Raw genomic sequence first — 24342 nt, 5'->3', positions numbered from 1 at the left:
GTCTGCGGGCCGCGCGAGTTGGCGATCACCACGTCGATGTCCGCCGCGACCGCCAGCCGCGCGACCGCCGTTCCGATGTTCCCGCTTCCGATGATCCCCAGAGTCGACATCGCCGTTCCCTCTTCCCCGTCGTGGTCCGACCGAGCCCCCCACACCCCTGGCGCGGGGCTCACCCGACCACGCTAGGACCTACCACTGGTGTCAGGGGCAAATCGGCGACGCGCAAGGCGTGTCGGGGAACAGCGGACGACGTGGGCCCTCTGCGCACGCGGCCCCCGTTGAAGAGCCCTCAGGTGTTCGGGAGACACACGCACCGGACACGGGTGAGCACCGCCGGGGCCGACGCGAACACGCACGGTCAGGTGGCCCCGGCCGGACCAGGCCGGAAACCACCACCGTCCCCCTGCGGTCGGGCACGCAACCGCGCTCAGGCCGCAGACGCGGGCTCCCCGCTGCGGGACCGGGCGCGCCGGTGGCGCACCCAGGCGCCCGCCCAGGCCGTGGCCACGATGCCCGCGATCACGTAACGCGAGGTCATCAGGTGCTCGCGCGGGTACAGGTGGTCCGTCAGGTAGAAGTCGATGAAGCCGAACTCCATCACCGGGCGCCCCGTGTTGAGCCGGGCCCAGTTCTCGATCTCGGTGAGGAAGCACGGCCAGTCGACGATCACGATGCCCAGCGCGTAGGCGGCGACCGCCAGGTGCACCCAGAACATCCGGGGCCGATACCAGGCCAGGAACCCGCCGAGGACGACGAAGCCGAAGAACAGGAAGTGGAGGACCATCGCGGTGTGGCCGAGGAGGAGGTAGGGCATGTCCCGAACCTAGGCTCGGGCGGGTCCGCGTACATCGGTACCCGCCCCCACCCCCCTTGAGTACCCCTACTCAGGTCGGGACCGTACTCCTGCGCGGGGGCGGGCCTCGCGGATCCGACGCCCGGGGACCTGACCCGCCTCCACGGTGGGGCGCTGCGAGGACCACCGGAACCCGGGCCCGAAGGACCATCCCCTGCACGCCGAGTGACCACCGGGGGCAAAAAGCGCGCCGGGGCGCCCCCGCGAACGGAGGGCGCCCCGGCGAACGGTCGCGGTCCCGGTGCTAGGGGGAGTGGGCCGCGACCGGGGTGAGCGTGTCGGCGAACACCAGGCCGTGGCCGAGCCCGGTGTCGGCGCGCACCGTCCCACGGTCGAACTCCACCCCGCTGGGGCGGGCCAACGCTCCCAGCGCGGCGAAGGAGGCACGGTCGATGTCCTCGACCATGGCCACCCGGGGAAGGCACAGCGCCAACTGGCCCGACAGCTCGGGCAACAGGTGCGGAGCCACCGGCACGCCGCGGCGCGCCATCGACTCCGCGATCCGCAGGAACGGGGTCACCCCGCCCACCCGCACCACGTTGGGCTGCGCGATGTCGCACACCCCGAGGTCCACGGCCCGCTCGAACTCGGCGGCCGTGCGCAGGTTCTCACCGATCGCGAACGCGACCCGGGTGCGCTCACGCAGCCGGGCATGGGACTCCAGGTCCTCGGCGGGCAGGGGCTCCTCCACGAAGTACGGATCGAACGGTTCCAGCGCGCTCAGCGCCCGCGTCGCCGCGGGCACGTCCCAACGCTGGTTGGCGTCCACCATCAACAACCGGTCCGGCCCCAACGATTCCCGTACGGCGCCCACACGTTCGACGTCACGGGCGATCTCGGCCGAGCCCACCTTCATCTTGGCCGCACGGTGACCGTCCCCGACCCAACCCCGCACCTGCTCCACCAGGTCGGACAGGGAGTAGTCGAGGTTGACGCCGCTGCCGTAGGACTCCACCGACTCACGCCGCCGACCCACCAGGTCGACCAGGCTCACCCCCGCCTCACGGGCGGCGAGGTCCCACAGGGCGATGTCCACCCCGGCCAGGGCCATCAGGGTGAGCCCGCTGGTCCCCGCCTCGCGCAGGTGCCAACGCAGCTCGTCCCAACGGGAGGGGTGCGCCGCACCACCCACCAGGACGGGCCCCAGGTCGTCGGTGATCAGCGCCGCCACCGCCCGGGCCCCGATCAGCGGGGTCCACGAGAACCCCGTTCCGACCAACCCCGTGTCGGTGGCCACCCGCACCACCACCACGTCGTTGCGGTCCACTCCCCCGTCCCAGGCCCGGTGCAGGGGCAACCGGAAGGCACGGGCCTCGACCCCGGTGACACGCACCGTCAGCCCTCCTTGACCAGGGACAGACCCGTCTCGATCAACCCGCCCAGGGCCGCCACCTCCTCGTCCGTGGGGTCGACGAACGGCGCACGCACCCCGCCCACGTCCACCCCGCGCAGCCGGGCTCCGGCCTTGACCAGGGACACCGCGTACCCGGGCACCCGGTCACGCAGCCGCACCAACGGCTCGAAGAACTCGGACAGCAGCCGGTCCGCGAGAGGGTCCCCCGCGTGGAAGGCCTCGTAGAAGGCGTTGGCCACCTCGGGCACGAACGCGAACGCCGCCGACGAGTACAGCGGCACCCCCACGCCCCGGTAGGCCGCCACCGTCAGCTCCGCCGTCGGCAACCCGTTGAAGAAGGTGAAGTCCTCACCACGCACCTTCCGCACCGCCAGGACGATCTGGTGCATACGCCCCAGGTCGCCCAGCCCGTCCTTGATACCCACCACGGTGGGAATACCCGCCAACTCGGCGGCGCTCTCGGGGGTGAACGCCATCGACCCGCGCTGGTAGACGATCACCGGGATGTCGACGGCCGAGGTCACCGTGCGCACGTACTCCACCAGCCCGCGCTGCGGGGCACCCACCAGGTAGGGCGGCAGCAGCAGCACGGCGTCCGCACCCAACTCCCTGGCAGCCCTGGCCTGCTCGACGGCCGTACCGACGCTGCCGCCCGCGCCCGCCACCGCGGGCACGCGGCCCGCCGTGACCTCCACCGACCGCCGCACCACCGCGGCGTGCTCAGAGGCCGACAGGGCGTGCACCTCGCCGGTTCCGCACGCCGCGAACACTCCGCCCGCCCCGTGCTCCACGCCCGAGGCCACATGCTCGGCCAGCACGGTCTCGGAGACCCCTCCCCCGGAGTCGAAGGGGGTGAGGGGGAAGAACAGGATTCCGTCGAAGTTCATACTGCTCCTTCACTGTTGAGGGATCGGGGCCGCCCTGGGGTGGGGCGGCCCCGGTGAGGGTCCGAGGACCTCACAGGACGTGCTGCACGTGGCGCCGGACCAGCGTGGCGATGACGTCGTCGCCGTCGGCGTCCCACACCTGCTGGTTGAAGATCTCCACCTCGATGTCGCCGTCGTAGCCCGCAGCGTCCACGGCCCGGCGCAGACCCCGCACGTCGGCGTGGCCGTCGCCGACCATGCCCCGGCCCAGCAGGTTCTCGACGGGCAGCGGCACCACCCAGTCGCAGGCCTGGAAGGAGGCGATGCGCCCGCCCGCCCCGGCCCGCTCGATCTGGTCCCACACCTGCGGGTCCCACCACACGTGGTAGGCGTCCACGACCACGCCCGCGGCGGCTGAATCGAAGCGCTCGGCCAGGTCCAGGGCCTGCCCCAGAGTGGAGAGCACTGCCCTGTCGGCGCAGAACACCGGGTGCAGCGGCTCCAGGGCGAGGCGGACACCGCGTTCGAGGGCGTACGGGACCAGCTCGGCCAGGGCCTCGGCCATCCGCTCGCGCACACCGGCGAGGTCGCGGTCGCCGTCCGGCAGGCCGCCCACCACCATGACCAGGCAGGGCGCACCCAGTTCGGCGGCCTCGTCGACGGCCCGCCGGTTGTCGTCCAAGGCGGCGGCCCGGTCCGCGCCGGTGAGGAACCCGCCCCGGCAGTAGGACGAGACCCGCAGCCCACTGCGGCGCACCAGGTCCGCCGCCTTGGCCAACCCGGTCTCGGCGACCGGTTCGCGCCACAGACCGATGGCGGGCAGCCCGGCGCGCAGGCACCCGTCCACGGCCTGGGTCAGGCTCCAGCGCTTGACGGTGGCCTGGTTGAGGGAGAGCCGCGCGAGCCGGGGGTCGCCCGGCTCCGGGGTGGGCACGGCCGCGGGCAGGCCGGAGGGGACGTCCACGGCGGTGGGGACCATCGGCGCGGCGCCGCCGGGCGGATACGTGGTCACTGGTCCACCCCCGACACCTGGAGCAGGGACCGCATGCGCGCCGTGGCGAGGTCGGGGTCGGAGAGGACCCCGGCGGCGTCGGCCAGACGCAGGGCCTGCGCCAGGTGGGGCAGGTCGCGGGCGCTGTGCAGGCCGCCCACCATGTGGAATCCCTTCTGGTGGCCGTTGAGCCAGGCCAGGAAGGTGATGCCGGTCTTGTAGTAGAAGGTGGGCGCGGCGAACAGGTGCCGGGCCAGGGGGACCGTCGGGTCCATCAGCGCGCGGTAGCGGTCGGTGTCGCCCTCGTCCAGGGCGGCGAGCGCCCGGGCCGCGGCCGGGGCGATGGCGGCGAAGATCCCGAGCAGGGCGTGGGAGTGGCCGTGCTCGTCGCCCAGGACCAGGTCGGGGTAGTCGAAGTCGTCACCGGTGTACAGGCGCACGCCCTCGGGGAGCAGCCGTCTGAGTCTGATCTCCAGGGCGGCGTCGAGCAGGGAGACCTTGATGCCCTCCACCGCGTCGGCGTGCTCGGCGATCAGCGCGGCCACGGGTTCGATGGCCTCGGCGGGGTCGGCGAATCCCCAGTACCCGGCCAGGGCCGGGTCGAAGGCGGTGCCCAGCCAGTGCAGGATGACGGGGCGCTCCGCCCGCTGGAGCAGGCGGCCGTATGCCTTGGCGTAGTCGCCGGGTCCCCCGGCCACGGCAGCCAGGGCACGTGAGGCCATCAGGACGGGTGTGGCACCAGCCCCCTGCACCACGTCGAGTTGTTCCCCGTAGGCCGTGATAACGCTTTCCAAGTCGACATCGGAAGAAGCGAGTTGGTCGGTGCCCACGCCGCAGGCCAGGGCGGCGCCGCGCGCGGCGGCCTCCGCTCCCGACCTGCGGATCAGCTCGGCGGTGGTCTCCCAGTCGAGGCCCATGCCGCGCTGGGCCGTGTCCATCGCGTCGGCCACGCCCAGCCCCTGGTTCCACAGGTGGTGGCGGAAGGCCAGGGTGGCCTCCCAGTCCAGGCGGGCGGGTGCTCCGGGAGCGTTGGGCGCCGACGGGTCGGCGACCACGTGGGCGGCCGCGAAGGCGACGCGGGAGTGGGCGGGCGGCAGGGGCGAGGTGTCGGCGGGGACACCGGTCAGGGTGTAGGGCGCGACGGCGCCGTCAGGGGAGGGTAGGCGCAGTGTGTTCACGTGAGTGTGACCCCGTCCAGTTCGACGGTGTGCCCGTTCTGCGCCGAACGCAGGCCGGCCTCGGCCATCTGCAGGCCCCGCGCGCCGGAGAGCAGGTCGTGCGGGAACGGGGTGTCCAGGACCACGTGCCGCAGGAAGCCCTCCCACTGGGCGCGGAACCCGTTGGGGAACTCGGTGTTGTCGGGAACCTCGTCCCACTGCTCCCGGTAGCTGGCCGGGTCCTCCAGGTCGGGGTTCCAGACCGCCTTGGGGGTGGAGGCGCGGTGCTGGACGCGGCAGGTGCGCAGCCCCGCCACGGCGCTGCCGTGGGTGCCGTCGACCTGGAACTCCACGAGTTCGTCGCGGTTGACGCGCACGTTCCAGGACGAGTTGATCTGGGCGATGATGCCGCCCTCCAACTCGAAGATGCCGTAGGCGGAGTCGTCGGCGGTGGCCTGGTAGGCGCGCCCCTCCTCGTCCCAGCGCTCGGGGATGTGGGTGGCCACCTTGGCGGTCACCGTGCGCACGGGGGCGAACAGGTGCTCCAGCACGTAGTGCCAGTGCGGGAACATGTCCAGCACCATCCCGCCGCCCTCCTCGGCGCGGTAGTTCCAGCTGGGTCGCTGCGCGGGCTGCCAGTCGCCCTCGAAGACCCAGTAGCCGAACTCGCCCCGGACGGAAAGGATCTTTCCGAAGAAGCCGCTCTCGACCAGGCGGCGCAGTTTGAGCAGGCCGGGCAGGAAGAGCTTGTCCTGCACCACGCCGTTGCGCACGCCCGCGTCGCGGGCGAGCTTGGCCAGTTCCAGTGCCGAGCTGAGCGTGCTCGCGGTCGGCTTCTCCACGTAGATGTGCTTGCCCGCGGCGATGGCGGCACGGACGGCAGCCTCGCGGGCGTGCGTGATCTGGGCGTCGAAGTACACCGAGATCCGGTCGTCGGAGAGAACCGAGTCCAGGTCGGTGGTCCAGCGCTCGATACCGTGCTGGTCCGCGATCTCGCGCAGTTTCCGCTCGGAGCGCCCGACCAGCACTGGTTCGGGGATGATCCGGGAGCCGTCGGGCAGGGGAACCCCTCCGGCCTCGCGGATCGCCAGGATCGACCTGGTCAGGTGTTGCCGGTACCCCATGCGTCCTGTGACGCCGTTCATGGCGACACCCAGCACGTGATCACTCATGGGTTGTTACCACCTCTCCTTGTGAAAGCGCTTTCCAGCGTACGGCAAACCGTCCGTCCACACCAGAGGCCCGAAGGCGCCGCGCCGCGATCCGGGGTGGAAAGACGCGGAAAACATCGCGAGCGGAGGCCCGGGGGCGTCGGAGCGAAGGCTCGCGCCGAGGAGTGTCCTGTTCGGAGCTCTGCGGTGAGGCCACACGCGGATCGCGGGCAGCCGCAGGGGGCCCGGTGGTTCTGGCGGAAAATCCCACGACAAATCTGCGTTTTGGCAGGTCAGAAGGGAGACCAAGCCGGGGTTTCCGAGTGGCCCAAGGCGCCCGCCGCTCCGACTCCGTCGCCGCCGTCACCATCGCGTCGACCTCCGGGTCGTCAGTGCCATCACGCCCACGACTCCACCCGGCGACCCACTACCGCAGGCGATCCAGCGATCCACCGACGAGCATCAGGACCACGGACGCACCAGGACCAGCACGACCCACGAGTCAGACCAGGACACGACTTGGCAGACCTATTCGAGATCCACCCAGCAGAACGCACACCGACTCCTCATGTGACATTCGCATTACTGAGCGTAGTCTCCGTGCGTAGGATGGGGGATCTCTGCGGAGCCGCAGCTCCACCCCCCGCGGATGCACTCTCCCGAGAAAGGCACTCGATGAGCGACGACACCCGATCCCTGGCCTCGTCCGACTTCCCCCCGCTCCCGACCGCACCCGAGATCACCCAGGAATCTGCGGCGCGGGCGGATGCGCTGCCCCCGGACCTGCTGAGCCTGGCCGAACTTTTGGACGCGTGCACCACCACCAGGCCCGAGGCGCTTGCGCCCTTCGCCGGCCAACTGGAGGGGACGGGCTGGACCTACTCGCCCGCCGTGCAGATCCTGTCCTACTACAACATCACCTCTGAGGGCAGCGAGCCCTACCTGGACGCGTGGACCTCTCAGGTCACCACCTCGGACGACGAGGGGAACTACCGGTGGGACGGCGGTGCCCTCAGCAAGGAGTACGCCAACCAGGACGCGGGCCGATGGATCCTGTGCTTTCGCGCCAACGGCACCCCGCCCGGCCCCTTCACCCAGGCACTGCGCCTGGTGAGCCTGCGCGATGGACGCCTGGAGTTCGCCTACGCCGAGGACATCACCGTCTTCCCCACCAACATCTTCGGCAGCCGCGGCAACCCCGAGATGGACCTGTACGAGATCATTCCCAAGGTCTTCGTCATCGGCGCGCGACAGGGTTATGACCAGGTGGGCCACGGCTGTCACCTGGGCCGCTACGGCAGCATGCGCGATGTGCCGCCGCCCGAGGAGCGCGCCTACGTCAAGTGGGGCGGTGCCGCCACGATCAGGGTCAAAGCCGGTACCACCGTCGACTATGGATGGTGTCTGCGGGCTGTGTGATGCGCACCGGGCGGCGGTTCCCCGAAGCTACGGGCTGCAAGGCAGCCGGGACGGGGTGCCTGGCGCTGCGGGGCGGGCGGAAGGAGCCCCGGTCCGGGGCCCGGCGGCCCGGCGCAGGGGCCAGCGGTCCTCGACCACGCAGCGGGCCAGGGCCGGGCGTCCGGCGGGTGTGAGACGGGCGTTGGCGTGGGTGGTGTGAGCCATCGAGGGCCTTCCGGTGAGTCGGTGCAGATGTCGCACTCCACACCGATACCGGAGGCCCTCTCCGCTTGTGTCTGGACGGTGCCCGCCCTCCTTGACCGGCACCATCCGCTACCCCGCCGCGTTCGGGGTCTGACCCTTTCTGTAGGTCCGGTTCTCCCGGAGCTACGGCAAACGGCCCCCTCTCAACACGATGCCGCTCGGGGGCTTCGCTGTGCCCGCGTCCGTCGACCTTGGTCGTCTGACCGCTGAGAAGTGAACCGCGCCGGGGCTACCCGGCGACAACCGGGCCGTCCAGGTGTGCTGACCTGAGACGTGCAGTCCCAGTCCGCTGGCTGCTTATCCTTGTGGCCATGACTGCCCAACCCCCGGATCCCTCTCTGCTCCCTGCTCCATCAGGAGAGCTCCGCGCCTCTCACGACGACCGGGAAGCAGTGGTGGAGCAGCTGCGCGATGCGGCAGCCGAGGGGCGAATCGATCTCGATGAGCTGGATTCGCGTCTGGAGCAGGCGTTGAAGTCCAGGACTCACGCCGAATTGGCTGTGCTGACCGCTGACTTGCCGAGACTGAATTCCTCTGCGAGTCAGCCGCCACTGGTGCTCAAGGGCGGCATGTATGGCGCGTCTCGAGGCCCCGGGCGTTGGGAGGTTCCCGGGCACGTGATCGCTCACGGAGGCGTGGGGGGTGTGAAGATTGACTTCACCCGGGTTGAGTGCCGCCTCACGGAGGTCGCAGTGGAGGCGTACGGGGAGACATCTGGTGTCACGATTGTCATCCCCGACGGCTGGGCCGCAGACACCAGCGGCATGGATCCCGGTGTTGGCGGCCTGACGGACAAGACCACCCCCGACCGGCTTCCGGGAACTCCGCTGATCCGGCTCGCCGGGTCCGGCGGCATGGCGGGAGTAGCCATCCGCCACCCCAACCGCAGGGAACGGCGCAAGCTGGACAGCAACCCGACCTAGCCAGGGGTGGAGGAGGACCGCTCCAGGAGCTGGCGCTTCCCGCCCCCGAACATCACACCGAGATCACGAAACCCCTTCCGCAACGACTCGTTGCGCGAGGGGTTTTCTCGCGCCCGGATTCGTCAACCCTGGTTGACTCAACACCGGTAAGAGCGGTTAGCCCTCCTGGGCTTCACTGGAGAACCCCGTTGCCCCTTTCCGGCGTACTTGGTAACTGAACGCTATTGCGTCAGATGGAATCTGCGACTGGTCTGCGCACCTGGCGGATTGGCCCACCTGGCAGGTGATGCCCATCAGCGGCGCACCATCCGGACGAGGGCGGCGGTGTCGTGTCGGCGGAACCAGGCCACGACACAGACTAGGACCAGGGTGCACGCCGGGATGGCGACCAGGTCCGGGGTCACGACGGCGCTCAGGACCGTCGCGCCGATCATCAGCGGGACCTGGCAGAGCGAGGCGAGGCCGCACAGCCGGGGGACGAGCAGCGCGATCGCCCCGGCGAGCTCCAGCCAGCCGACGACGACCATGCCGGGGATGCCGAGCCCGATCAGATCGAATGGCGCGACGGCGATGGGGTCGGCCATCGCCTTCGGGAGGGCGATGAACGCGAACACGACGGCCAGCAGCACCTGCAACGCCCAGAGGGCGACGGTGCCGGCGACGGGTCGGGGTCGGGTTGAGGGCGTCGTCGTGGGCATGTCGGTTCCTGTCGTCGTGGTCGACCGTGTCCCGGTCGGAGGTCGTGAGGTGGCGCAACAAATGAGAAACCATGCCCTTGGGGCACACTCAAGCCGAGCACCCCGTTCGTGGCGGAGATCACGACAGCCCCCGGGTGGTGGGGCGCCGCACGGGGGCTGTCGTGCATCCGCACCCGCCAATCCATCTTGACCGGCCGCCGATAAGCAGCGGTTAGCCTCCTCTGGTCCTAAACCCGACCGGCGGCCTCGGTGTCGACCTCCACCTCCGGGTACAGGTCGGCGTAGGCCTCCCAGTAGGCGAGCAGGTGGGCGCGACCCGCTCCGGTCAGGCCGCCGCAGCCGTCGCCAAGGACGGCACCCTCCAGCACGGCAAGGGCGTCGTCGCGGTCCACCGCACCGGAGCCGGCCGCTACAGCATCACCCTGGAGTCGCACATCAACGCGACCGGGACGGTCCCCCAAACGACGCTGAACCAGTCCGCCGACTGGAGGGGCGAGATCTTCACCAAGATCATCGACAACTTCACGATCGGCGTGCTGACCGGGGTCAACGGCGCAGCGGCCGACGAGCCCTTCTACCTCCTGGTCCCCTGACCGGGTGAGGCACTCCCGAAGCCGGGCAAGGTAGCCGGGTCGAGGAGGACCACTCCAGGATGTGGCGGTAGACCCCACTGGAGGTCACGGCGAGACCACGGAAGCCCCCGTGCAACGCGACGTTGCCCGTGGTGTCCGGCGTCATCGGACTTGATCCGTCGGTAGGCAGTTGATCTGCTGCGTCAGCCGTTTTGACCTCCTGGCCGGGCTTGCGCCAGTAGGGTTGATTCACACCGACAGTGAGCGCCTGAAAGCGGTACGGACGCAGCTTGGGCATGGGGTGCGGGAGACCGGGGCAGCAGACACGGCAACCGCCAAGTCGTGGCCGCTATCATCTTCGTGGCCGCGTCCGGCTGCGCCTGGACCCAGTTCCCGCCGGTGTTCGGCCCCTCCGGTGCCGCCGTGCACCGGCGCTTCACCGAGTGGACCCAAGTGCGGGTCCGGGCCAAACTCCACCGGCTCATGCTGGACGAGCCCGGTTCCCGCGGTGGGCTGGACTGGTCGCGGTGTGTGATCGACTCGGTGAACATGCGGACCCTCAAAGGGGGGACCTGACGGGTCCGAATCCTGTCGGCCAGGGCAAGAAGGGGTCGAAGATTCACCTGATCACCGACCGGGCCGGCCTGCCCTGTCCGTGGCGATCTCGGGGGCCGAGACCGACGACAGCCAGGCCTTACAGCCCCTGGTGGTGGGGATCCCGCCGATCCGCTCCCGCCGCGGACTCAGGCGGCACAAACCGGCCAAGCCACATGGCGACAAGGGCTACGACTACGCCCACCTGCGTCGGTGGCTCCGCCAACGGGGGATCGTGTACCGCCTGGCCCCCAAAATCGGGGGCCGATGTGTAGGGCCTCCGCCGGATCACCCAGCGGGTGATCTCGGCGAAGAGCCGCTCCACCGGGTTCGGTCAACAGGAACCGGCCGACTTCATCTCCGGACGATCCGGCTATCGGAACTCAGCAGGGATGGTCATGAGGTCGACTCCCCACAGCAGCGGCAGCAGGAACAGCGTCCCCGCGATGACGAGGGCGAGGGCGATGAGGTTCAGCCAGAACCCGGTCCTGACCATTTCCATGATCTTCACCCTGCCGGTGCCGAACATGATGGCGTTCGGAGGGGTGCCTACCGGGAGCATGAACGCGCAGTTCGCGGCCATCGCGCAGGGGACCATCAACGCGTACGGGTGGATGTTCAGGGAGACCGCGAGGGCTGCCATGACCGGGAGGATCATCGTCGCCGTCGCGGCGTTCGAGGTGATCTCCGTCAGGAACAGCACGAGCGCGGTGGCGAGGATGATGGTCAGGATGATGTTGACCCCGTCGAGCACGCGCAACTGCTCGCCGATCCACGCGGAGAGGCCGGTGTCGACGAACCCCGCGGCGATGGCCAGCCCGCCGCCGAACAGCAGGAGGATCCCCCAGGGGATCTTCTTCGAGTCCTCCCATTGGAGGATTCTCTTCTCCCCGGCACTGCGGCTCGGCAGCGTGAACAGGACCACCGTCGCAGCGATCGCGATCACCCCGTCGCTGATCCCCGGAAGGAGGTCCTCCCAGAGGAAGGACCGGGTCACCCACATGAACGCCGTTCCGAGGAAGACGCCGAGTACAACCTTCTCCTCGGTGGACATCCCGCCGAGGGACCTCCTCTCTTCCCGGATGATCTCCCTGCCGCCGGGAAGCTGCTTGAACCGGACCCTGAGCTTGACGCCCGTCAGGTAGAACCACGCCAGGGCCAGGAGGATGACGGCGATCGGGACCCCGAACACCATCCACCCTCCGAACGAGATGCTCTCACCGAAGAGCTCCCCCACGGTCGCCGCGAGAACGGCGAGCGGCGGTGTTCCGATCAGCGTCCCGAGGCCGCCGATGGTGGCCGCGTACCCGATGCCGAAGACGATGGACTTCTCGAACTTGGGCAGGTCGTCGGCGAACTCCCCTCCCCGCAGCGAACGTGCGGCCTGGTACACGACCGCCAGCCCGACGGGGATCATCATCATGGTGGCGGCCGTATTGGAGACCCACATCGACAGGAAGCCAGTCGCGACCATGAAGCCGAGGACAATACGACGCGGGCTCGTCCCGATCGCCGCGACGATCGAGAGGGCAATGCGTTGGTGGAGGTTCCATTTCTCCATCGCGATCGCGAGCGAGAACCCTCCGAGGAACAGGAAGATGATGTCGTTGCCGTACGCCGCGACCACGGCATCGCCGTCCAGCGCGCTGGTCAGCGGCAGGAGCACGACCGGGAGCAAGGACGTGACCGGGATGGGGATCGCCTCGGTGATCCACCAGGTCGCGACCCAGAGGGTGGTGGCGAGGACCGCTCGCCCCGCCGATGAGAGCCCCTCGGGTTCGAAGAACATGAGCGTTGCCACGAACAACAGCGGGCCGAGTGCCAGCCCTGTAACGCGCGCGGGTGTGTAACCGGGGCCGGGCCCACCGGACTCCACGGCCGGCCCCGTGCTTTCAGGGCTGTCATGGGCGGCGGGTCCGCCGCTGGAGGTCACCGACTCCGCCCGTGGCGACTTCCCGCGTTTGGAGAACGTCAGGAGCCCTTTGATCTGCCTGTGGGACGCCCACAGGCTCTCCCACAGGGGATACGGGTAAGAGGTTGCCATTGCTGCACCTTCTCTGGTCTTCGGCTCGACGCGAACCGCGGCGAAAAGACCGGTTGGGGGGTACGCGGATCGACCTCGGCCGTGAGCGGGAATGGGGCCGTGGGAACTCCGCGAGGAAATAGGAGACCGTCGCCGGTCGTGGCACTGACTCCGTCGGCGGCGCCCGTGGTTCGGACGGCCGTTCACGCCGTCTCGGAGGCGGCGGCTCCCGTGTCCGCGACCATCCCGGGAGCCACCGGTCTCGGACGGTCAGCCGTGCAGGCCCCGGAGGGCCTTGTGGAACTCCGCCTTGCCCTCGAGCCCGATGCCCGGGAGGTCACCCGGCGCCACACGGCCGCAGGTGATCACCGCGTCGTCGGTGAAGCCGCCGGTGGGCTGGAACTCTCCGGGGTAGGACTCGTTGCCGCCGAGCTTGAGGGCCGCGGCGATGTGCAGTGAGAACTGGTGTCCGCCGTGCGGAATGCACCGGCGGGAGGACCAGCCGTGCTGGGCGAGCATGTCCAGGACCCGGCGGTACTCGGTCAGGCCGTAGCTCAGCGCCGGGTCGACCTGGATGAAGTCGCGGTCCGGGCGCATGCCGCCGTAGCGGATCAGGTTCCGGGCGTCCTGCAGGGAGAACAGGTTCTCGCCGGTGGCGATGGGGTTGCGGTAGTGCTCCGACAGCGTCGCGTTGAGGCCGTAGTCCAGCGGGTCGCCGACTTCCTCGTACCAGAAGAGGCCGTACTGGTCGATGGCCCGGCCGTACTCCAGTGCGGTGCGCAGGTCGAACTTGCCGTTGACGTCCACCATCAGCCGGGAGCCGTCGCCGTTCAGGACGTCGATGACCGCCTCGATGCGCTTGAGGTCCTCGGCCAGGTCGGCGCCGCCGATCTTCATCTTGACGATCTCGTAGCCGGCGTCGAGGAAGCCCCGCATCTCGTCCTGGAGGTCCTGCAGGGTCTTGCCGGGCGCGTAGTAGCCGCCGGCGGCGTAGACGAAGACGTCCTCGTCCGGGTCGCCGTCACCGTAGTGGTCGGAGATCCACCGGTACAGCGGCACGCCCGCGGCCTTGGCGGCGAGGTCGTGCAGAGCCATGTCCACCACGCCGACGGCGACGGAGCGCTCACCGTGGCCGCCGGGCTTCTCGTTGCGCATCATGACGTCCCACGCGCGGGCGGGTGAGAGTTCGCCGTTCTCGTCGAGCAGGTCCTCGGCCGCAGCGTCGCGCAGCCGCGGCAGCATCCGCTCGTTCAGGATGGCCGTGGCGTTGTACCGGCCGTTGGAGTTGAAGCCGTAGCCCACCAGCGGCTTGCCGTCGACCACGACGTCACTGACCAGGGCCAGGATCGTGCAGTCCATCTTGCTGAAGTCGATGTAGGCGTTGCGCATCGACGAGCTGATCGGGATGGTGCCGGCGTGGGCGGAAACGATTCGCATAGGTCTCTTCCTGCGGAAATAGATCTTATAAGCCTCTTATAAGTTATGCGGACCCTATACTGACCGAGATGGAGCCCACAAGCCCATGAGGGAAGATCTTGTGAGAGAGGTCACGATGAACAGCGCCAACGTCTTCTCCAGCAAGGGTGGGCTGGCCTATACCGAGCTGCGCCGCCGCATCACCTCGGGTGAGCTCGCCCCGGGATCACGCCTGTCGCAGTACGACCTGGCCGAGGAGATGGGGATGAGCATCACCCCCCTGCGTGAGGCGGTCAGACGGCTGGCCAGCGAGGACTGGGTCGTGATGGAGACCCACCGAGATGTTCGCGTGGCACCCATGAGTGCCTCCGAAGCACGTGAGCTACTGGAGACCCGTTTCTCGCTGGAACCCTCCGCTACCGAGCTCGCCGCGCTGCGCCGGACGGAACGGGAGATCGCCACGATGAGGGCGGCGGCCGACGCACTCCTTCCGGTCACCCGCACCTGGGGCGAGGAGGCCATCGCGGCGCACAGGGCCTTCCACCGGGCGATCTATACCGCCTCCCACAACAACGTGATGATCAGGCTTCTGGACGACCTGTGGGACAAGGCCGACCGGTACCGGCGGATCGGCCTGGAACTGCCCGCTGGCGCCGAGCCGCGCACCCTCGACCTGAACCAGCACCACGAGATCCTGGAGCTCGTCGTCATCGGCGACGGCGCCGCTGCGGCCGGACTGGTGCGCTCCCACATCCTCAACAGTCTTGGAGCCATGGTCACGGACGCTCTCGAAGGCAGGGAACACGCCGCCTACCACCCTTTCGCCGGGCATTCGACCTGAGGCGGCACGAAGCGGCAGCTCCACGGCCGCGGAACGGCACTCCACCGCGTCCCGCCCGATGCGCCAGGACAGCTCGGCTTTGCTGCTCTACCTGGACGCCCTGGGCGACGACGGAAGCGAGGAACAGCCGTAGCTTCGGACGGGTGAACCTGGGCGCAGCTTCTACCGGTGTTCGGCCCATCCGGGCCCACCGCGCACCGGCGTTCCACCGAGTTGCATGGCGACAAGAAATACGACGAGCATCATCTGCGCCGGTGGCTCCGCTCATGCGGGATCGTCCACCTCCTGGCCCGCAAGGGTATGGAGTCCTCGAAGCGGTTGGGACAGCGCTGGTGGCAGGTCCACCGCATCATGGCCCGGCCGACTGGATGTCGTCGCCTGCACTGCCACTACGAGCGCAAAACCGACCACTTCCTGGCCTTCCCCGCACACTGATCTGCCACCGCTGGCTCACCAAATCGGATGAGCCCTTTGGACCTCCCCCAGGATCTAGCGGGCGAGCTCGCCGCCTTCACCGACCCGCGGGCTTCGGTATGAGGATGCTTCAGAATTCCTGAAGTTCGATCAGTTCGTTACCGAAGACCCTGACGGGAGGCGGTTCGGGCAGGTCCGCAGGTGGGCAGCCAGTCGTCACCCTGGACGCACCCCCGCTCGGTGACCCGCCGGAGCACTTCGGTCAGGCCTGCTGGTCGATGACGTCGTGGAGGTAACGGACAGCGAGTTGTTCGGCGGTGCGGCGGGGGTCGAGGGTGATTCCGGTGTCGTCGCGCCAGCGTCGGTAGAGGTCGACCGTGGCGAGGAGGGCCCGGCCGGCCTCATGGGGGTCGTAACCGCAGAGGGTCGCCCGCAGCTCCCGGGCCTCCTCTGGTGCGACAGAGTCGAGGTGGCGGACGCCGCGGGGCGGCGCTCCCGCCCGCCGCGCGGCCAACGGGCCCAGCACGGCATCGCGCAGGTAGCCGAGAAAGCCGATGACCTCGAACAACTCGCCGCGGCCGAGCTTCGTAGCACCGTAGTGCACCCAGATCCAGAACCGGTCCTCGATCCACTGGAGGTCGAGCGGATCAGCCGCCAGCGGGTGCGCCGCGAGGGCGTCGGCCAGGGCGCCGTTCCGGTCCCACAGGATGTCGGGGTCCTCGATGCGCTCGGCGAAGTCGCAGACCCGCACGAACTTGAAGTCGACATGAAGAAGAGGCGGGCCGACGAGAGTGATGATCAGGCGGGGTTCGCCGACGTGCTCCCCAATGAACCCCGCCACGAGGTCGGTCCATGAGCCAATCAGAGCGAGGCGATCGGCCATGACGGAATCGAACGCCTCGTCCTCGACGGCCACGACCAGGTCGACATCGGAGTAGATGTCGGGGAGCCCTCCCGCGATCGACCCCGCAACGGCAACACCGGCAATTCTCGGCTCCTGCCGAATCTTAGGGAGCACATCATCGAGGAAACGGCGGTGCGGGGAGGGCATGTCCATGGAGTTCCTTCCGGCGCGAACAAAGTTTTCGAGCGTATCAGGGGGCGAGAAGGACTACTCCAGGATTTAGCGGTAGAGCCGTGCCCTCCTCCTCAACCCCCTACTGCGCCTCCTCGGTGAGCCGGACGATGTGCGGGATGCCCACCGGGCTGCTGATCCAGTGGGCATCCAGTCCGGAAGGGAGCGGTTCCAGTTCGTCCTGGACCGCGACACCGTGCGCGGCCAGGTGCCGGGTCGCGAGGCCGACATCGTCGGTGAACAGCTCCAGCCACAGGTCGGCCCGCGCGTAGTTGTCGACGCGGTCGAACCACAGCTTGACCGGACCGAACCGCACCGATGCGCTCTGGGCAACGCCGTCCGCGACGGCCTCGCTGCTCTCGTCGGTGACCTCCATTCCCAGAATGTCGCGGTAGAAGGCGACGGTGCGGTCGAACTGGGCCTTGGGCAGTTTCATGGCGATGTTGTGGCCGCCGCGGAACGTCGGGGTCATGTCCCATCCCTCCTAGGGTCGTCGAGGTGGTCGCGCAGTGCGCTCAGGCGGCCGTCCCAGTCGCGCGCCATCGCGGCGAGAAACGACTGGGCAACGGCCACCGGCCCGGTCTGCAGCCGGAAGCGGATCCGGCGCCGCTCCCCGGTCTCCGCCCGGACCAGTCCGGCATCGGACAGCAGGCCGAGGTGTTTGGCGATCGCCTGGCGTGAAGGGGGGAGCCGGTCAGCCAGATCGGTCGCCGTCGCCGGGCCGTGCGCGGCGAGTTCGGCGAGGATGCGGCGCCGCGTCGGGTCGGCCAGTGCGGTGAAGACCGCCTGGGCGGTCGACTCGGTATCGGTCTCGGGGCGGTCAGGAAGCGGCATCGAGGTACTCGGCCAACTCGGTCAGCTCCGTCCGCCAGCCCGTGGTGTTGTCCTCGTAGGCGCCGGCCAGGTCGTCCGGCAGCCGGGCGAAGCCGGTCTCGCGCACCATCAACCGCGTACCCGTGCTGGTGGGCTCCAATGTGAACTCGACCCGGGTCCGGTGCGGGTCGCCCGCTGGCAGTCCGTCGATCGCCCACGTGTAGGCGAACCGGTGGGGCGGCTCGACGACCTGGATTGCGAGGGTGTGCCCGTCCTGCTGGTCCCACCACACGCGCGCCTCGCCACCAGGACGCAGGTCGTCGATCTCCGCGCGGGAGCCGAACCAACCGCCGAGTCCTTCGGCGGTGGTCAACGCGGCCCACACCTTCTCGGGTGGATGGGCGAGTTCGAGCACGCGCTCGATGTTGTCCGGGACGGGCATCGCAACCTCCATTGCAACACTTCGGTTGCCATGCAACCTATCACAACCAATGGGTTGCGATACATGAGTGCGCGAGGATTGCCGCGGTGGCGGGGCTTGGGCAACAGCCGAGCAGCCAGTGGCGTTAGCGAACCGTCGAGGGCGGAGTTACCGCCACCTACCGTTCTGATATCGCGATTGAGCGGGGGCTGCCGTGATCTGAACGTGACCTTGAGTGGGGGTCTACCGCCAGATTCTGCAGGGGTCCTCCTCAACCCCCAAGTACAAGACCTCTTAGGCTGACGGCATGAACCTGGACCTGGTCACCATCGTCGTTGATGACTACGACCCCGCGATCGAGTTCTTCGTCAACGCCCTGGGTTTCGAACTCGCGGAGGATTCCCCCTCGGTGACCAAGGACGGACGCCCCAAGCGGTGGGTCGTGGTGCGTCCTCCCGGCGCGGCGACGGGTGTGCTCCTGGCCCGAGCCGACGGTGAGAACCAGGCCACGGTGGTCGGCGGGCAGGTCGCTGGACGCGTCGGGTTCTTCTTGCGCGTGGACGACTTCGAAGCGGCCCACGCGCGGATGGTCGACGCCGGGGTCCGATTCGCCACCGAGCCGCGCACGGAGCCCTACGGCCGATTTGCGGTCTTTTTCGACATTTCCGGGAACCGTTGGGACCTACTCGGCTGACCACTCGGCGGTGGCGTGACCGGGCCAGCGTCGACCGCAGCACGGGGACGAGCGCGGCCTGCTCGGCCCTGCCCGCGTTCAGCGAAAGCTCCGCCACGACGTACCCGCCACTGGCTTGTCTGCCGCACCCACCGTTTGTCCACCACGGTGCGGCCGTGCGCGTCCACGATGAGCAGGTCCCTTCCATCGGCCGTTCCCTCGATCCCGAACACGCCGAACCCCACAGCGATGAGGGACCCCTTGAGTATCCCGACGCCGCGACGGGCGATACACCCCGAGGCCGTGGTCAGCTCGAAGACCACCGGCGCCCCAGCTGCGCCATCGCGGTGCGCACCCTCCTGCGGCTGGCCGTGATCTGTGAGATCACGCCAGTGGAGGACAGTTCCTGGCCTCCAGGTTTCCTAGGGTGGGGCCACAGGCACCACAGCACCCCCGAGGAGACCCATGGGCACCCCCACCACCTGGCAGGACATGACCGCGCGACGCCTGTGGCGCCACGCGCTCACCTCCCCGGGCGCGAGCGCTGCCGACGTGGTCGGCGCCATGTGCGGCGCCCACGCCCAGGTGATGTCGGCGGCCGAGGTGTCGGTCGGCCTTCGCCTGGAGGGCGCCGACCGCACGCACGTGCGCGCCGCACTGTGGGACACCCACGAGCTGGTCAAGACCTTCGGCCCGCGCGGTACCGTCCACCTGCTGCCCACCCGCGAGCTGCCGCTGTGGACTGCGGCGCTCTCGGCCGCCCAGCGCGCGGGCAACCCCTCCCCCAAGGGAGCCCTACTCACCCCCGAGCAGACCGGGGAACTCGTCAAAGCCTCCGCCGCCGTCCTCGCCGACACCGAGATGACCGTCGACGAACTCACCGGGGCTCTGGCCGAGCGGGTCGGCTCCTGGGCCGCGGACCCGGTCATGGACGCCTTCTCGACCAAGTGGCCGCGCTGGCGCCAGGCCACCCACACCCTCGCCAACCACGGTTCCCTGTGCTTCGGGCCCATGCGCGGGCGCAAGGTCACCTACACCAGCCCTCACCGGTGGCTGCCCGGCTTCACCCCCGCTGACCCCGACCAGGCCCTCGCCCACGTGGTCACCGGGTACCTGCGCGCCTACGGCCCGGCCACACCCCAGCACTTCGCCAAGTGGCTCTCCGCGCCCAGGCGCTGGGCGGGCGAGCTGTTCGCGTCCCTGGGCGATCTCGTCGAACCCGTGGAGGTGGAGGGCAGTACCCTCTACCGGATCGCCGGGGACACCGCTCCCCCTCCCGCGCCCGCCCCGGACGTCCTGCTGCTGCCCTACTTCGACGCCTACACCGTGGGCTGCCACCCGCGCGAGGTGGTCTTCCCCGGCCCGGCCCAGCAGCGCGCGCTCGCCGCGGGCCAGGCCGGGAACTACCCCGTCCTGTACCTGGAGGGCCTGGCCGCCGGGGTCTGGCACCAGCGCAGGACCGGACGGCACCTCGACGTGACGGTGGAGGCCCTGGTTCCGCTCTCTCCCACCCAGCGCGACGCCGTCGCCGAGCAGGCCGACCGTATCGGACTCATCCTCCAGGCCACCCCGCGCCTGACCTTCGGGACCATCACCGTGGGGCCCCACGCCTGACCGTCCCGGGCGTGTCCGGAACGGACCCCGCCGGGCCCTTACCGGCGGCTCCGCTCCCCCCTATGCTGCCGGGCATGGCAACACACGAGCGGGAGATCACCGACCCCGTTGACCTGTGCGCCCCCGACGGTCGGCTCAACCCCGACGCCGTGGGGTGGTCCCGCACCCCCCTGCACCGGAGCGCGATGCCCGGGTGGGGCCGCCGCAAGAAGTGGGAGTACTGGTGTGTGTCCACCCCCACCCACCTGGTTGCCGTCACCGTCGCCGACATCGACTACCTCGGCCTGACCAGCGTGTACCTCCTGGAGTACGGGGGGCGGGAGATCAGTCGCACCTCCCTGCACCCTCTCGCGCACGGAGTCCGTCTGCCCGACAGCCTCGGCTCGGGGACCGGCGCCGCGATCGGCCCTGTACGCGCCCGCATCCAGGAGGTGCCCGGTGCTACCCGGCTCCGGTTCTCCTGCGACACACCCGAGGGCAGACTCAACGCCGACCTCACCGTCGACCTGCCCGAGGGCCACGAGAGCATGAGCGTGGTCATCCCCTGGAGCGCCGACCGCTTCCAATACACCTCCAAGCACACCGCCCGCCCCGCCCGGGGTTCGGTCCGCCTCGGCCGGGACGTCCTGGACTTCACCGACGCGTGGGGGGTGCTCGACCACGGGCGCGGCCGGTGGCCCTACGACACGCGGTGGAACTGGGGCGCCGCCTCGGGGCGCACCAACGGCCACACGGTGGGCCTCCAGTTCGGCGGCCGATGGACCGAGGGCACGGGCCTGACCGAGAACGCCCTGTGCGTGGACGGCCGCCTGTCCAAGATCGGGGAGGAACTCGAATGGGACTACGACCCGGACGACGCCCTCACCCCCTGGTGGATCCGCACCCCCGGATCCGACCAGGTCGACCTCGTCTTCACCCCCTTCCACGAGAGGGTCGACCACACCGACACCGGGCTGGTCGTCAACGACACCCACCAGTGCTTCGGCCACTACACCGGCACCATCCGCGCCGACGACGGCCGCCCGGTGTCGGTCGACGGACTGTTCGGGTTCGCCGAACACGTGCACATGCGCTGGTGAGGAGGGCACCACCCAGCCACCGCGCACCACGTGCACCGGGTCCGCCTCGGCTACTTTCGGCAGGGTGAGCAATCTCGAACCCCACCCCTGTGAAGAGCGCGTCTGCGCCGGGGAGACCGGCCCCGCCCTACCCGCACCGGACACCGAGCTCCTCGAACCCCGCGAGGTCCCGCTCGGAGGCCCCCGCGCCATGCTGGTCCGCCGGGCCCTTCCCGGCAAGAACCGTCGTATGGTCGGCGCCTGGTGCTTCGCCGACGCCTACGGACCCACCGACGTCTCCACCGGCGCCGGCATGCAGGTGCCCCCGCACCCCCACATCGGACTCCAGACCGTGAGCTGGCTGGTGAGGGGGTCGGTCCACCACCGCGACAGCGTCGGCTCCGACCAGCTGGTCCGTCCCGGCCAGCTCAACCTCATGACGGCCGGGCACGGTATCGCCCACTCCGAGCGCACTCCCTCCGACGCGCCCGGCCTCCTGCACGGCGCCCAGCTGTGGGTGGCCCTGCCCGAGGCCGACCGCGAAGGGACCCCGCACTTCGAGCACCACACCGAGCTGCCCGCCCTCGACCTCCCGGGACTGGACCCGCACGGTGCGCACACCGGCGGGGGCGCCTCGTCCCCGCCGGACCGGACACCCGCCGGGGGGCGGGTCACGGTCATCATGGGCGAGGTCGACGGCCACCGCTCCCCCGCCCGCACCTACACCCCGCTCATGGGAGCCGAACTGGTGCTGGAGCCCGGTGCCCGTGTACGCATGCCCCTGGACCCGGCCTTCGAGCACGGTGTCCTGCCCCTGGACACGACCGTGCACACCCTCGGGCACCGGGTGCGGGCCGGGTCCCTGCTCTACCTGGGCCAAGGCCGCGACCACGTGGAACTGCACGCCGAGGAGGCCGCCCAGATGCTGGTCATCGGCGGCCAGCCCTTCGCCGAGGACCTCGTGATGTGGTGGAACTTCGTCGGCCGCGACCACGACGAGATCGTGCGGGCACGCACCGCGTGGGAGCGGGAGCGCGAGGCCCCCGGCCCCGAGCGCCGCTTCTCCGCGGTGGCCGGTGACGAGGAGGCGGCACTGCCCGCACCCGACCTGCCCAACGCCCGTCTGCGCCCGAGGCCCCGCCACCGCCCCTGACGCGTCTCACGGCCCGTCCCCACCGTCCGCGCGGCGGCGTCCCGGCCCCGGGGCGCCGCCGTCGGCGTGCGCAAGCGTGACCGAAGGCGGAAGTTCAGCGTTCCTGAACCCACACACCGGGTATGTCATATCTGCACAAAACAATCCGAAACGCGCGCTGCCATGCGACATGCCGCGAAGCGGACCGTTCCCACCATGCCACTGGGGCCAACTCCTGCTACGGTGCGATTCGCGAACTACGGGATGATTTAGGAGGCCTGAACATGGCCGAACAGCCTCGCGAGCAGTGGGGGACGCGCGCGGGATTCCTGATGGCGGCGATCGGATCCGCCGTCGGACTGGGGAACATCTGGCGATTCCCCTACATCGCCTACGAGAACGGGGGCGGCGCGTTCCTGCTGCCGTACCTCATCGCCCTGCTCACCGCCGGGATCCCACTGCTGGTCCTGGAATACAGCATCGGGCACAAGTACCGGTCCTCGGCACCGCTGTCCTACCGGCGTATCGCCCGCCCCGCCGAGGCGATCGGCTGGTGGCAGGTGGCCATCTGCTTCGTGGTCGCGGTCTACTACGCCGTGATCATCGCATGGTCCGTCAGATTCGTCGGCTTCTCCGTCTCCCAGGAGTGGGGAGAGGACCCCAACGCCTTCTTCTTCAACGACTTCCTCCAGATGAGCGACGCGCCCGGCATGGTCTCGGGCTACGTCTCCGGGGTCGCCTGGCCGCTCGTGGGCGTGTGGGCGGTCGTCCTGGCCGTCCTCGCCCTGGGAGTACGCAACGGCATCGAGAAGGCCAACAAGGTCTTCATCCCGTTGCTGGTCGTGCTTTTCCTCCTGCTGGTCGCCCAGGCGCTCACCCTGGACGGGGCCACACTCGGCCTGGACGCGCTGTTCACCCCCGACTGGAGCGCGATGCTCGACGGGAGTGTGTGGGTCGCGGCCTACGGCCAGATCTTCTTCTCACTGTCCATCGGCTTCGCCATCATGGTCACCTACGCGTCCTACCTGCGCCGCAAGGCCGACCTGACCGGGTCCGCCCTCGTCGCCGGTTTCTCCAACAGCTCCTTCGAGCTGCTCGCGGGCATCGGGGTGTTCGCGGCGCTCGGTTTCATGGCCAACGCGGCGGGCACCGGCGTCGACGAGGTCGCCACGTCCGGCATCGGGCTGGCGTTCGTCGCGTTCCCGCAGATCATCTCCACGCTGCCGCTGGGCGGAGCACTGTTCGGCATCCTGTTCTTCGGCTCGCTCACGGTCGCCGGCCTGACCTCGCTCATCAGCATCGTCCAGGTGATCGTGTCGGCTGTTCAGGACCGCCTCGGGCTGGGACGCGTCCAGTCCGTGCTGATGGTCGGAGGCGCCACGGCCCTGGCCTCGATCCTGCTCTTCCCCACACCGGAGGGCCTGCACTTCCTGGACGTGTTCGACCACTTCATCAACCAGTACGGCATCGCGCTGGCCGGGCTCGTGATGATCATCGTGTTCGGGTGGATCCTGCGCAAGCTGCCGATGTTCCAGGCGCACACCAACGCCGTCTCCTCCCTCCGCCTGGGTACGTGGTGGAAGGTCGCGCTGGCCGGGGTCACACCGATCCTGCTCGGCTTCATGATGTGGGACAGCGTGCGCACCGAACTCTCCGAGAACTACGCGGGCTACCCCACCGGGTTCCTGCTCTCCGCCGGCTGGGGCCTGGCCATCGGCGCCATCGTCCTGGGGATCGTCATCTCGCTCTTCCCCTGGAAGCGCGCCGACGCCATCGCCCGTGACGACGCGGCCCAGGAAGCTGCCGGGACCACCACCAAGGAAGGGGAAAGCTGATGTCCACCAGCGCGATCGTCATGATGGCGGTCTCCGTCATCGTGCTCTGGGGCGGCCTCATCGCGTCCGTCATCCACCTGCGTCGCCACCCCGAGGAGCCCGAGGCGGAGTAACCCCGGCACCGGGAAGAACGACCACGGGCGGGGCGGGGGGGGGGGTGGTCAGCACCCCCCCCCCCACCCCGACCACCCCCCCCCCCCCCCCCC

24 protein-coding genes and 4 pseudogenes are annotated in these 24342 nt (G+C 69.6%); 13 read left to right on the top strand and 15 right to left on the bottom strand.

The features are described from left to right. The 7 genes from ACFWTE_RS18110 to ACFWTE_RS18080 form a co-directional block, all read right to left on the bottom strand. A partial coding sequence (locus ACFWTE_RS18110) for an NAD(P)-binding domain-containing protein (RefSeq protein ID WP_378780654.1) occupies window positions 1–155 on the bottom strand: 155 nt, incomplete at its 3' end. Window positions 156–427: 272 nt separating this feature from the next. Then, window positions 428–814, bottom strand: a complete 387-nt coding sequence (locus ACFWTE_RS18105) for a DUF2784 domain-containing protein (protein WP_378780649.1) — start codon at window positions 812–814, stop codon at window positions 428–430. A gap of 283 nt (window positions 815–1097) precedes the next feature. Then, window positions 1098–2186: a mandelate racemase/muconate lactonizing enzyme family protein gene (locus tag ACFWTE_RS18100; RefSeq protein ID WP_378780648.1), complete on the bottom strand. Its 1089-nt coding sequence runs from the start codon at window positions 2184–2186 to the stop codon at window positions 1098–1100. A 2-nt stretch (window positions 2187–2188) separates the two neighbouring features. Then, on the bottom strand, window positions 2189–3094 hold the full coding sequence (locus ACFWTE_RS18095) for a 5-dehydro-4-deoxyglucarate dehydratase (RefSeq protein ID WP_378780647.1): 906 nt from the start codon (window positions 3092–3094) through the stop codon (window positions 2189–2191). A 70-nt stretch (window positions 3095–3164) separates the two neighbouring features. Next, a complete protein-coding gene (locus ACFWTE_RS18090) occupies window positions 3165–4052 on the bottom strand; it encodes a sugar phosphate isomerase/epimerase family protein (RefSeq protein ID WP_378780653.1) in 888 nt (295 codons plus the stop codon). Window positions 4053–4081: 29 nt separating this feature from the next. Then, window positions 4082–5242 carry a dihydrodipicolinate synthase family protein gene (locus ACFWTE_RS18085; protein WP_378780646.1) on the bottom strand — a complete coding sequence of 387 codons (1161 nt, stop codon included), beginning with the start codon at window positions 5240–5242 and terminating at the stop codon, window positions 4082–4084. Continuing rightward, entirely contained in the window at window positions 5239–6393 is a 1155-nt protein-coding gene (locus tag ACFWTE_RS18080) for a Gfo/Idh/MocA family protein (RefSeq protein WP_378780645.1), read from the bottom strand. The genes ACFWTE_RS18085 and ACFWTE_RS18080 overlap by 4 nt, the downstream gene beginning before the upstream one ends. 654 nt (window positions 6394–7047) lie before the next feature. Between ACFWTE_RS18080 and ACFWTE_RS18075 the strand changes: the two genes are divergently transcribed. Then, window positions 7048–7791: a hypothetical protein gene (locus ACFWTE_RS18075; RefSeq protein ID WP_378780644.1), complete on the top strand. Its 744-nt coding sequence runs from the start codon at window positions 7048–7050 to the stop codon at window positions 7789–7791. Window positions 7792–7893: 102 nt separating this feature from the next. Here ACFWTE_RS18075 and ACFWTE_RS18070 read toward each other — a convergent pair. Next, a pseudogene (locus ACFWTE_RS18070) lies at window positions 7894–7995 on the bottom strand (IS481 family transposase); the annotation flags it as partial. A gap of 350 nt (window positions 7996–8345) precedes the next feature. Here ACFWTE_RS18070 and ACFWTE_RS18065 point away from each other — a divergent pair. Beyond that, window positions 8346–8495, top strand: a pseudogene (locus ACFWTE_RS18065) (DUF1707 domain-containing protein); the annotation flags it as partial. Window positions 8496–8798: 303 nt separating this feature from the next. Next, on the top strand, window positions 8799–8957 hold the full coding sequence (locus ACFWTE_RS18060) for a hypothetical protein (protein WP_378780655.1): 159 nt from the start codon (window positions 8799–8801) through the stop codon (window positions 8955–8957). A 293-nt stretch (window positions 8958–9250) separates the two neighbouring features. Here ACFWTE_RS18060 and ACFWTE_RS18055 read toward each other — a convergent pair whose 3' ends face one another. Continuing rightward, window positions 9251–9655 (bottom strand): DoxX family protein, encoded by a 405-nt coding sequence (locus ACFWTE_RS18055; protein ID WP_378780643.1) that lies wholly within the window; start codon window positions 9653–9655, stop codon window positions 9251–9253. A 305-nt stretch (window positions 9656–9960) separates the two neighbouring features. On the opposite strand from ACFWTE_RS18055, the gene ACFWTE_RS18050 reads away from it, so the two are divergent. Together ACFWTE_RS18050 and ACFWTE_RS18045 are read left to right on the top strand one after the other, a co-directional pair. Next, the gene (locus ACFWTE_RS18050) at window positions 9961–10248 is read left to right on the top strand and encodes a hypothetical protein (protein WP_378780642.1); all 288 of its coding nucleotides are present in this window, start codon (window positions 9961–9963) and stop codon (window positions 10246–10248) included. 279 nt (window positions 10249–10527) lie between these two features. Further along, window positions 10528–11077 (top strand): annotated as a pseudogene (locus ACFWTE_RS18045) (IS5 family transposase); the annotation flags it as partial. A 117-nt stretch (window positions 11078–11194) separates the two neighbouring features. On the opposite strand, the gene ACFWTE_RS18040 reads toward ACFWTE_RS18045, so the two are convergent. Beyond that, a complete protein-coding gene (locus ACFWTE_RS18040; protein WP_378780641.1) occupies window positions 11195–12865 on the bottom strand; it encodes an SLC13 family permease in 1671 nt (556 codons plus the stop codon). Window positions 12866–13114: 249 nt separating this feature from the next. Next, complete coding sequence (locus ACFWTE_RS18035) at window positions 13115–14281, bottom strand: mandelate racemase/muconate lactonizing enzyme family protein (RefSeq protein WP_378780640.1); 1167 nt, start codon at window positions 14279–14281, stop codon at window positions 13115–13117. Between the two features lie 115 nt (window positions 14282–14396). Between ACFWTE_RS18035 and ACFWTE_RS18030 the strand changes: the two genes are divergently transcribed. After that, window positions 14397–15101 (top strand): GntR family transcriptional regulator, encoded by a 705-nt coding sequence (locus ACFWTE_RS18030; RefSeq protein WP_378780651.1) that lies wholly within the window; start codon window positions 14397–14399, stop codon window positions 15099–15101. Between the two features lie 165 nt (window positions 15102–15266). Continuing rightward, window positions 15267–15559 (top strand): annotated as a pseudogene (locus tag ACFWTE_RS18025) (IS5/IS1182 family transposase); the annotation flags it as partial. A gap of 218 nt (window positions 15560–15777) precedes the next feature. Here the strand turns inward: ACFWTE_RS18025 and ACFWTE_RS18020 are convergent. The 4 genes from ACFWTE_RS18020 to ACFWTE_RS18005 form a co-directional block, all read right to left on the bottom strand. After that, a complete protein-coding gene (locus ACFWTE_RS18020; RefSeq protein WP_378780639.1) occupies window positions 15778–16533 on the bottom strand; it encodes a nucleotidyltransferase domain-containing protein in 756 nt (251 codons plus the stop codon). A gap of 139 nt (window positions 16534–16672) precedes the next feature. Then, entirely contained in the window at window positions 16673–17062 is a 390-nt protein-coding gene (locus tag ACFWTE_RS18015; RefSeq protein ID WP_378780638.1) for a VOC family protein, read from the bottom strand. After that, window positions 17059–17424 carry an ArsR/SmtB family transcription factor gene (locus tag ACFWTE_RS18010; protein ID WP_378780636.1) on the bottom strand — a complete coding sequence of 122 codons (366 nt, stop codon included), beginning with the start codon at window positions 17422–17424 and terminating at the stop codon, window positions 17059–17061. Before ACFWTE_RS18010 ends, ACFWTE_RS18015 begins: the two co-directional genes overlap by 4 nt. After that, window positions 17411–17845, bottom strand: coding sequence for an SRPBCC domain-containing protein (locus ACFWTE_RS18005; protein ID WP_378780635.1), 435 nt, complete (start codon window positions 17843–17845; stop codon window positions 17411–17413). Before ACFWTE_RS18005 ends, ACFWTE_RS18010 begins: the two co-directional genes overlap by 14 nt. A 286-nt stretch (window positions 17846–18131) precedes the next feature. On the opposite strand from ACFWTE_RS18005, the gene ACFWTE_RS18000 reads away from it, so the two are divergent. From ACFWTE_RS18000 to ACFWTE_RS17975, 6 genes are all read left to right on the top strand, one after another. After that, window positions 18132–18518 (top strand): VOC family protein, encoded by a 387-nt coding sequence (locus ACFWTE_RS18000; protein WP_378780633.1) that lies wholly within the window; start codon window positions 18132–18134, stop codon window positions 18516–18518. Between the two features lie 444 nt (window positions 18519–18962). Next, complete coding sequence (locus ACFWTE_RS17995) at window positions 18963–20111, top strand: winged helix DNA-binding domain-containing protein (protein ID WP_378780632.1); 1149 nt, start codon at window positions 18963–18965, stop codon at window positions 20109–20111. Window positions 20112–20185: 74 nt separating this feature from the next. Beyond that, window positions 20186–21190 (top strand): DUF2804 domain-containing protein, encoded by a 1005-nt coding sequence (locus tag ACFWTE_RS17990; RefSeq protein WP_378780630.1) that lies wholly within the window; start codon window positions 20186–20188, stop codon window positions 21188–21190. A gap of 64 nt (window positions 21191–21254) precedes the next feature. Further along, window positions 21255–22322, top strand: coding sequence for a pirin family protein (locus ACFWTE_RS17985; RefSeq protein ID WP_378780629.1), 1068 nt, complete (start codon window positions 21255–21257; stop codon window positions 22320–22322). 263 nt (window positions 22323–22585) lie between these two features. Next, window positions 22586–24136: a sodium-dependent transporter gene (locus tag ACFWTE_RS17980; RefSeq protein ID WP_378780628.1), complete on the top strand. Its 1551-nt coding sequence runs from the start codon at window positions 22586–22588 to the stop codon at window positions 24134–24136. Beyond that, complete coding sequence (locus ACFWTE_RS17975) at window positions 24136–24249, top strand: methionine/alanine import family NSS transporter small subunit (protein ID WP_378780627.1); 114 nt, start codon at window positions 24136–24138, stop codon at window positions 24247–24249. Before ACFWTE_RS17980 ends, ACFWTE_RS17975 begins: the two co-directional genes overlap by 1 nt. Window positions 24250–24342: the final 93 nt, after the last annotated feature.

It is taken from the genome of Nocardiopsis sp. NPDC058631 (assembly GCF_042716955.1).
In the GTDB taxonomy this organism is placed as follows: domain Bacteria; phylum Actinomycetota; class Actinomycetes; order Streptosporangiales; family Streptosporangiaceae; genus Nocardiopsis.
Note: the sequence above shows the minus strand (reverse complement) of the source record. Positions and strands in the feature narration are given on the sequence as shown.

Excerpts from the sequence above, each read along its gene's own strand:
- ACFWTE_RS17980 (WP_378780628.1), top strand. The coding sequence starts at position 22,586 with ATGGCCGAACAGCCTCGCGAGCAGTGGGGGACGCGCGCGGGATTCCTG.
- ACFWTE_RS18015 (WP_378780638.1), bottom strand. The coding sequence starts at position 17,062 with ATGACCCCGACGTTCCGCGGCGGCCACAACATCGCCATGAAACTGCCC.
- ACFWTE_RS18075 (WP_378780644.1), top strand. The coding sequence starts at position 7,048 with ATGAGCGACGACACCCGATCCCTGGCCTCGTCCGACTTCCCCCCGCTC.
- ACFWTE_RS18030 (WP_378780651.1), top strand. The coding sequence starts at position 14,397 with ATGAACAGCGCCAACGTCTTCTCCAGCAAGGGTGGGCTGGCCTATACC.
- ACFWTE_RS18105 (WP_378780649.1), bottom strand. The coding sequence starts at position 814 with ATGCCCTACCTCCTCCTCGGCCACACCGCGATGGTCCTCCACTTCCTG.
- ACFWTE_RS18095 (WP_378780647.1), bottom strand. The coding sequence starts at position 3,094 with ATGAACTTCGACGGAATCCTGTTCTTCCCCCTCACCCCCTTCGACTCC.
- ACFWTE_RS18000 (WP_378780633.1), top strand. The coding sequence starts at position 18,132 with ATGAACCTGGACCTGGTCACCATCGTCGTTGATGACTACGACCCCGCG.
- ACFWTE_RS18055 (WP_378780643.1), bottom strand. The coding sequence starts at position 9,655 with ATGCCCACGACGACGCCCTCAACCCGACCCCGACCCGTCGCCGGCACC.
- ACFWTE_RS18010 (WP_378780636.1), bottom strand. The coding sequence starts at position 17,424 with ATGCCGCTTCCTGACCGCCCCGAGACCGATACCGAGTCGACCGCCCAG.
- ACFWTE_RS18005 (WP_378780635.1), bottom strand. The coding sequence starts at position 17,845 with ATGCCCGTCCCGGACAACATCGAGCGCGTGCTCGAACTCGCCCATCCA.
- ACFWTE_RS18060 (WP_378780655.1), top strand. The coding sequence starts at position 8,799 with ATGGATCCCGGTGTTGGCGGCCTGACGGACAAGACCACCCCCGACCGG.
- ACFWTE_RS17990 (WP_378780630.1), top strand. The coding sequence starts at position 20,186 with ATGGCAACACACGAGCGGGAGATCACCGACCCCGTTGACCTGTGCGCC.
- ACFWTE_RS17995 (WP_378780632.1), top strand. The coding sequence starts at position 18,963 with ATGGGCACCCCCACCACCTGGCAGGACATGACCGCGCGACGCCTGTGG.
- ACFWTE_RS18080 (WP_378780645.1), bottom strand. The coding sequence starts at position 6,393 with ATGAGTGATCACGTGCTGGGTGTCGCCATGAACGGCGTCACAGGACGC.
- ACFWTE_RS18090 (WP_378780653.1), bottom strand. The coding sequence starts at position 4,052 with ATGGTCCCCACCGCCGTGGACGTCCCCTCCGGCCTGCCCGCGGCCGTG.
- ACFWTE_RS18035 (WP_378780640.1), bottom strand. The coding sequence starts at position 14,281 with ATGCGAATCGTTTCCGCCCACGCCGGCACCATCCCGATCAGCTCGTCG.
- ACFWTE_RS17975 (WP_378780627.1), top strand. The coding sequence starts at position 24,136 with ATGTCCACCAGCGCGATCGTCATGATGGCGGTCTCCGTCATCGTGCTC.
- ACFWTE_RS18040 (WP_378780641.1), bottom strand. The coding sequence starts at position 12,865 with ATGGCAACCTCTTACCCGTATCCCCTGTGGGAGAGCCTGTGGGCGTCC.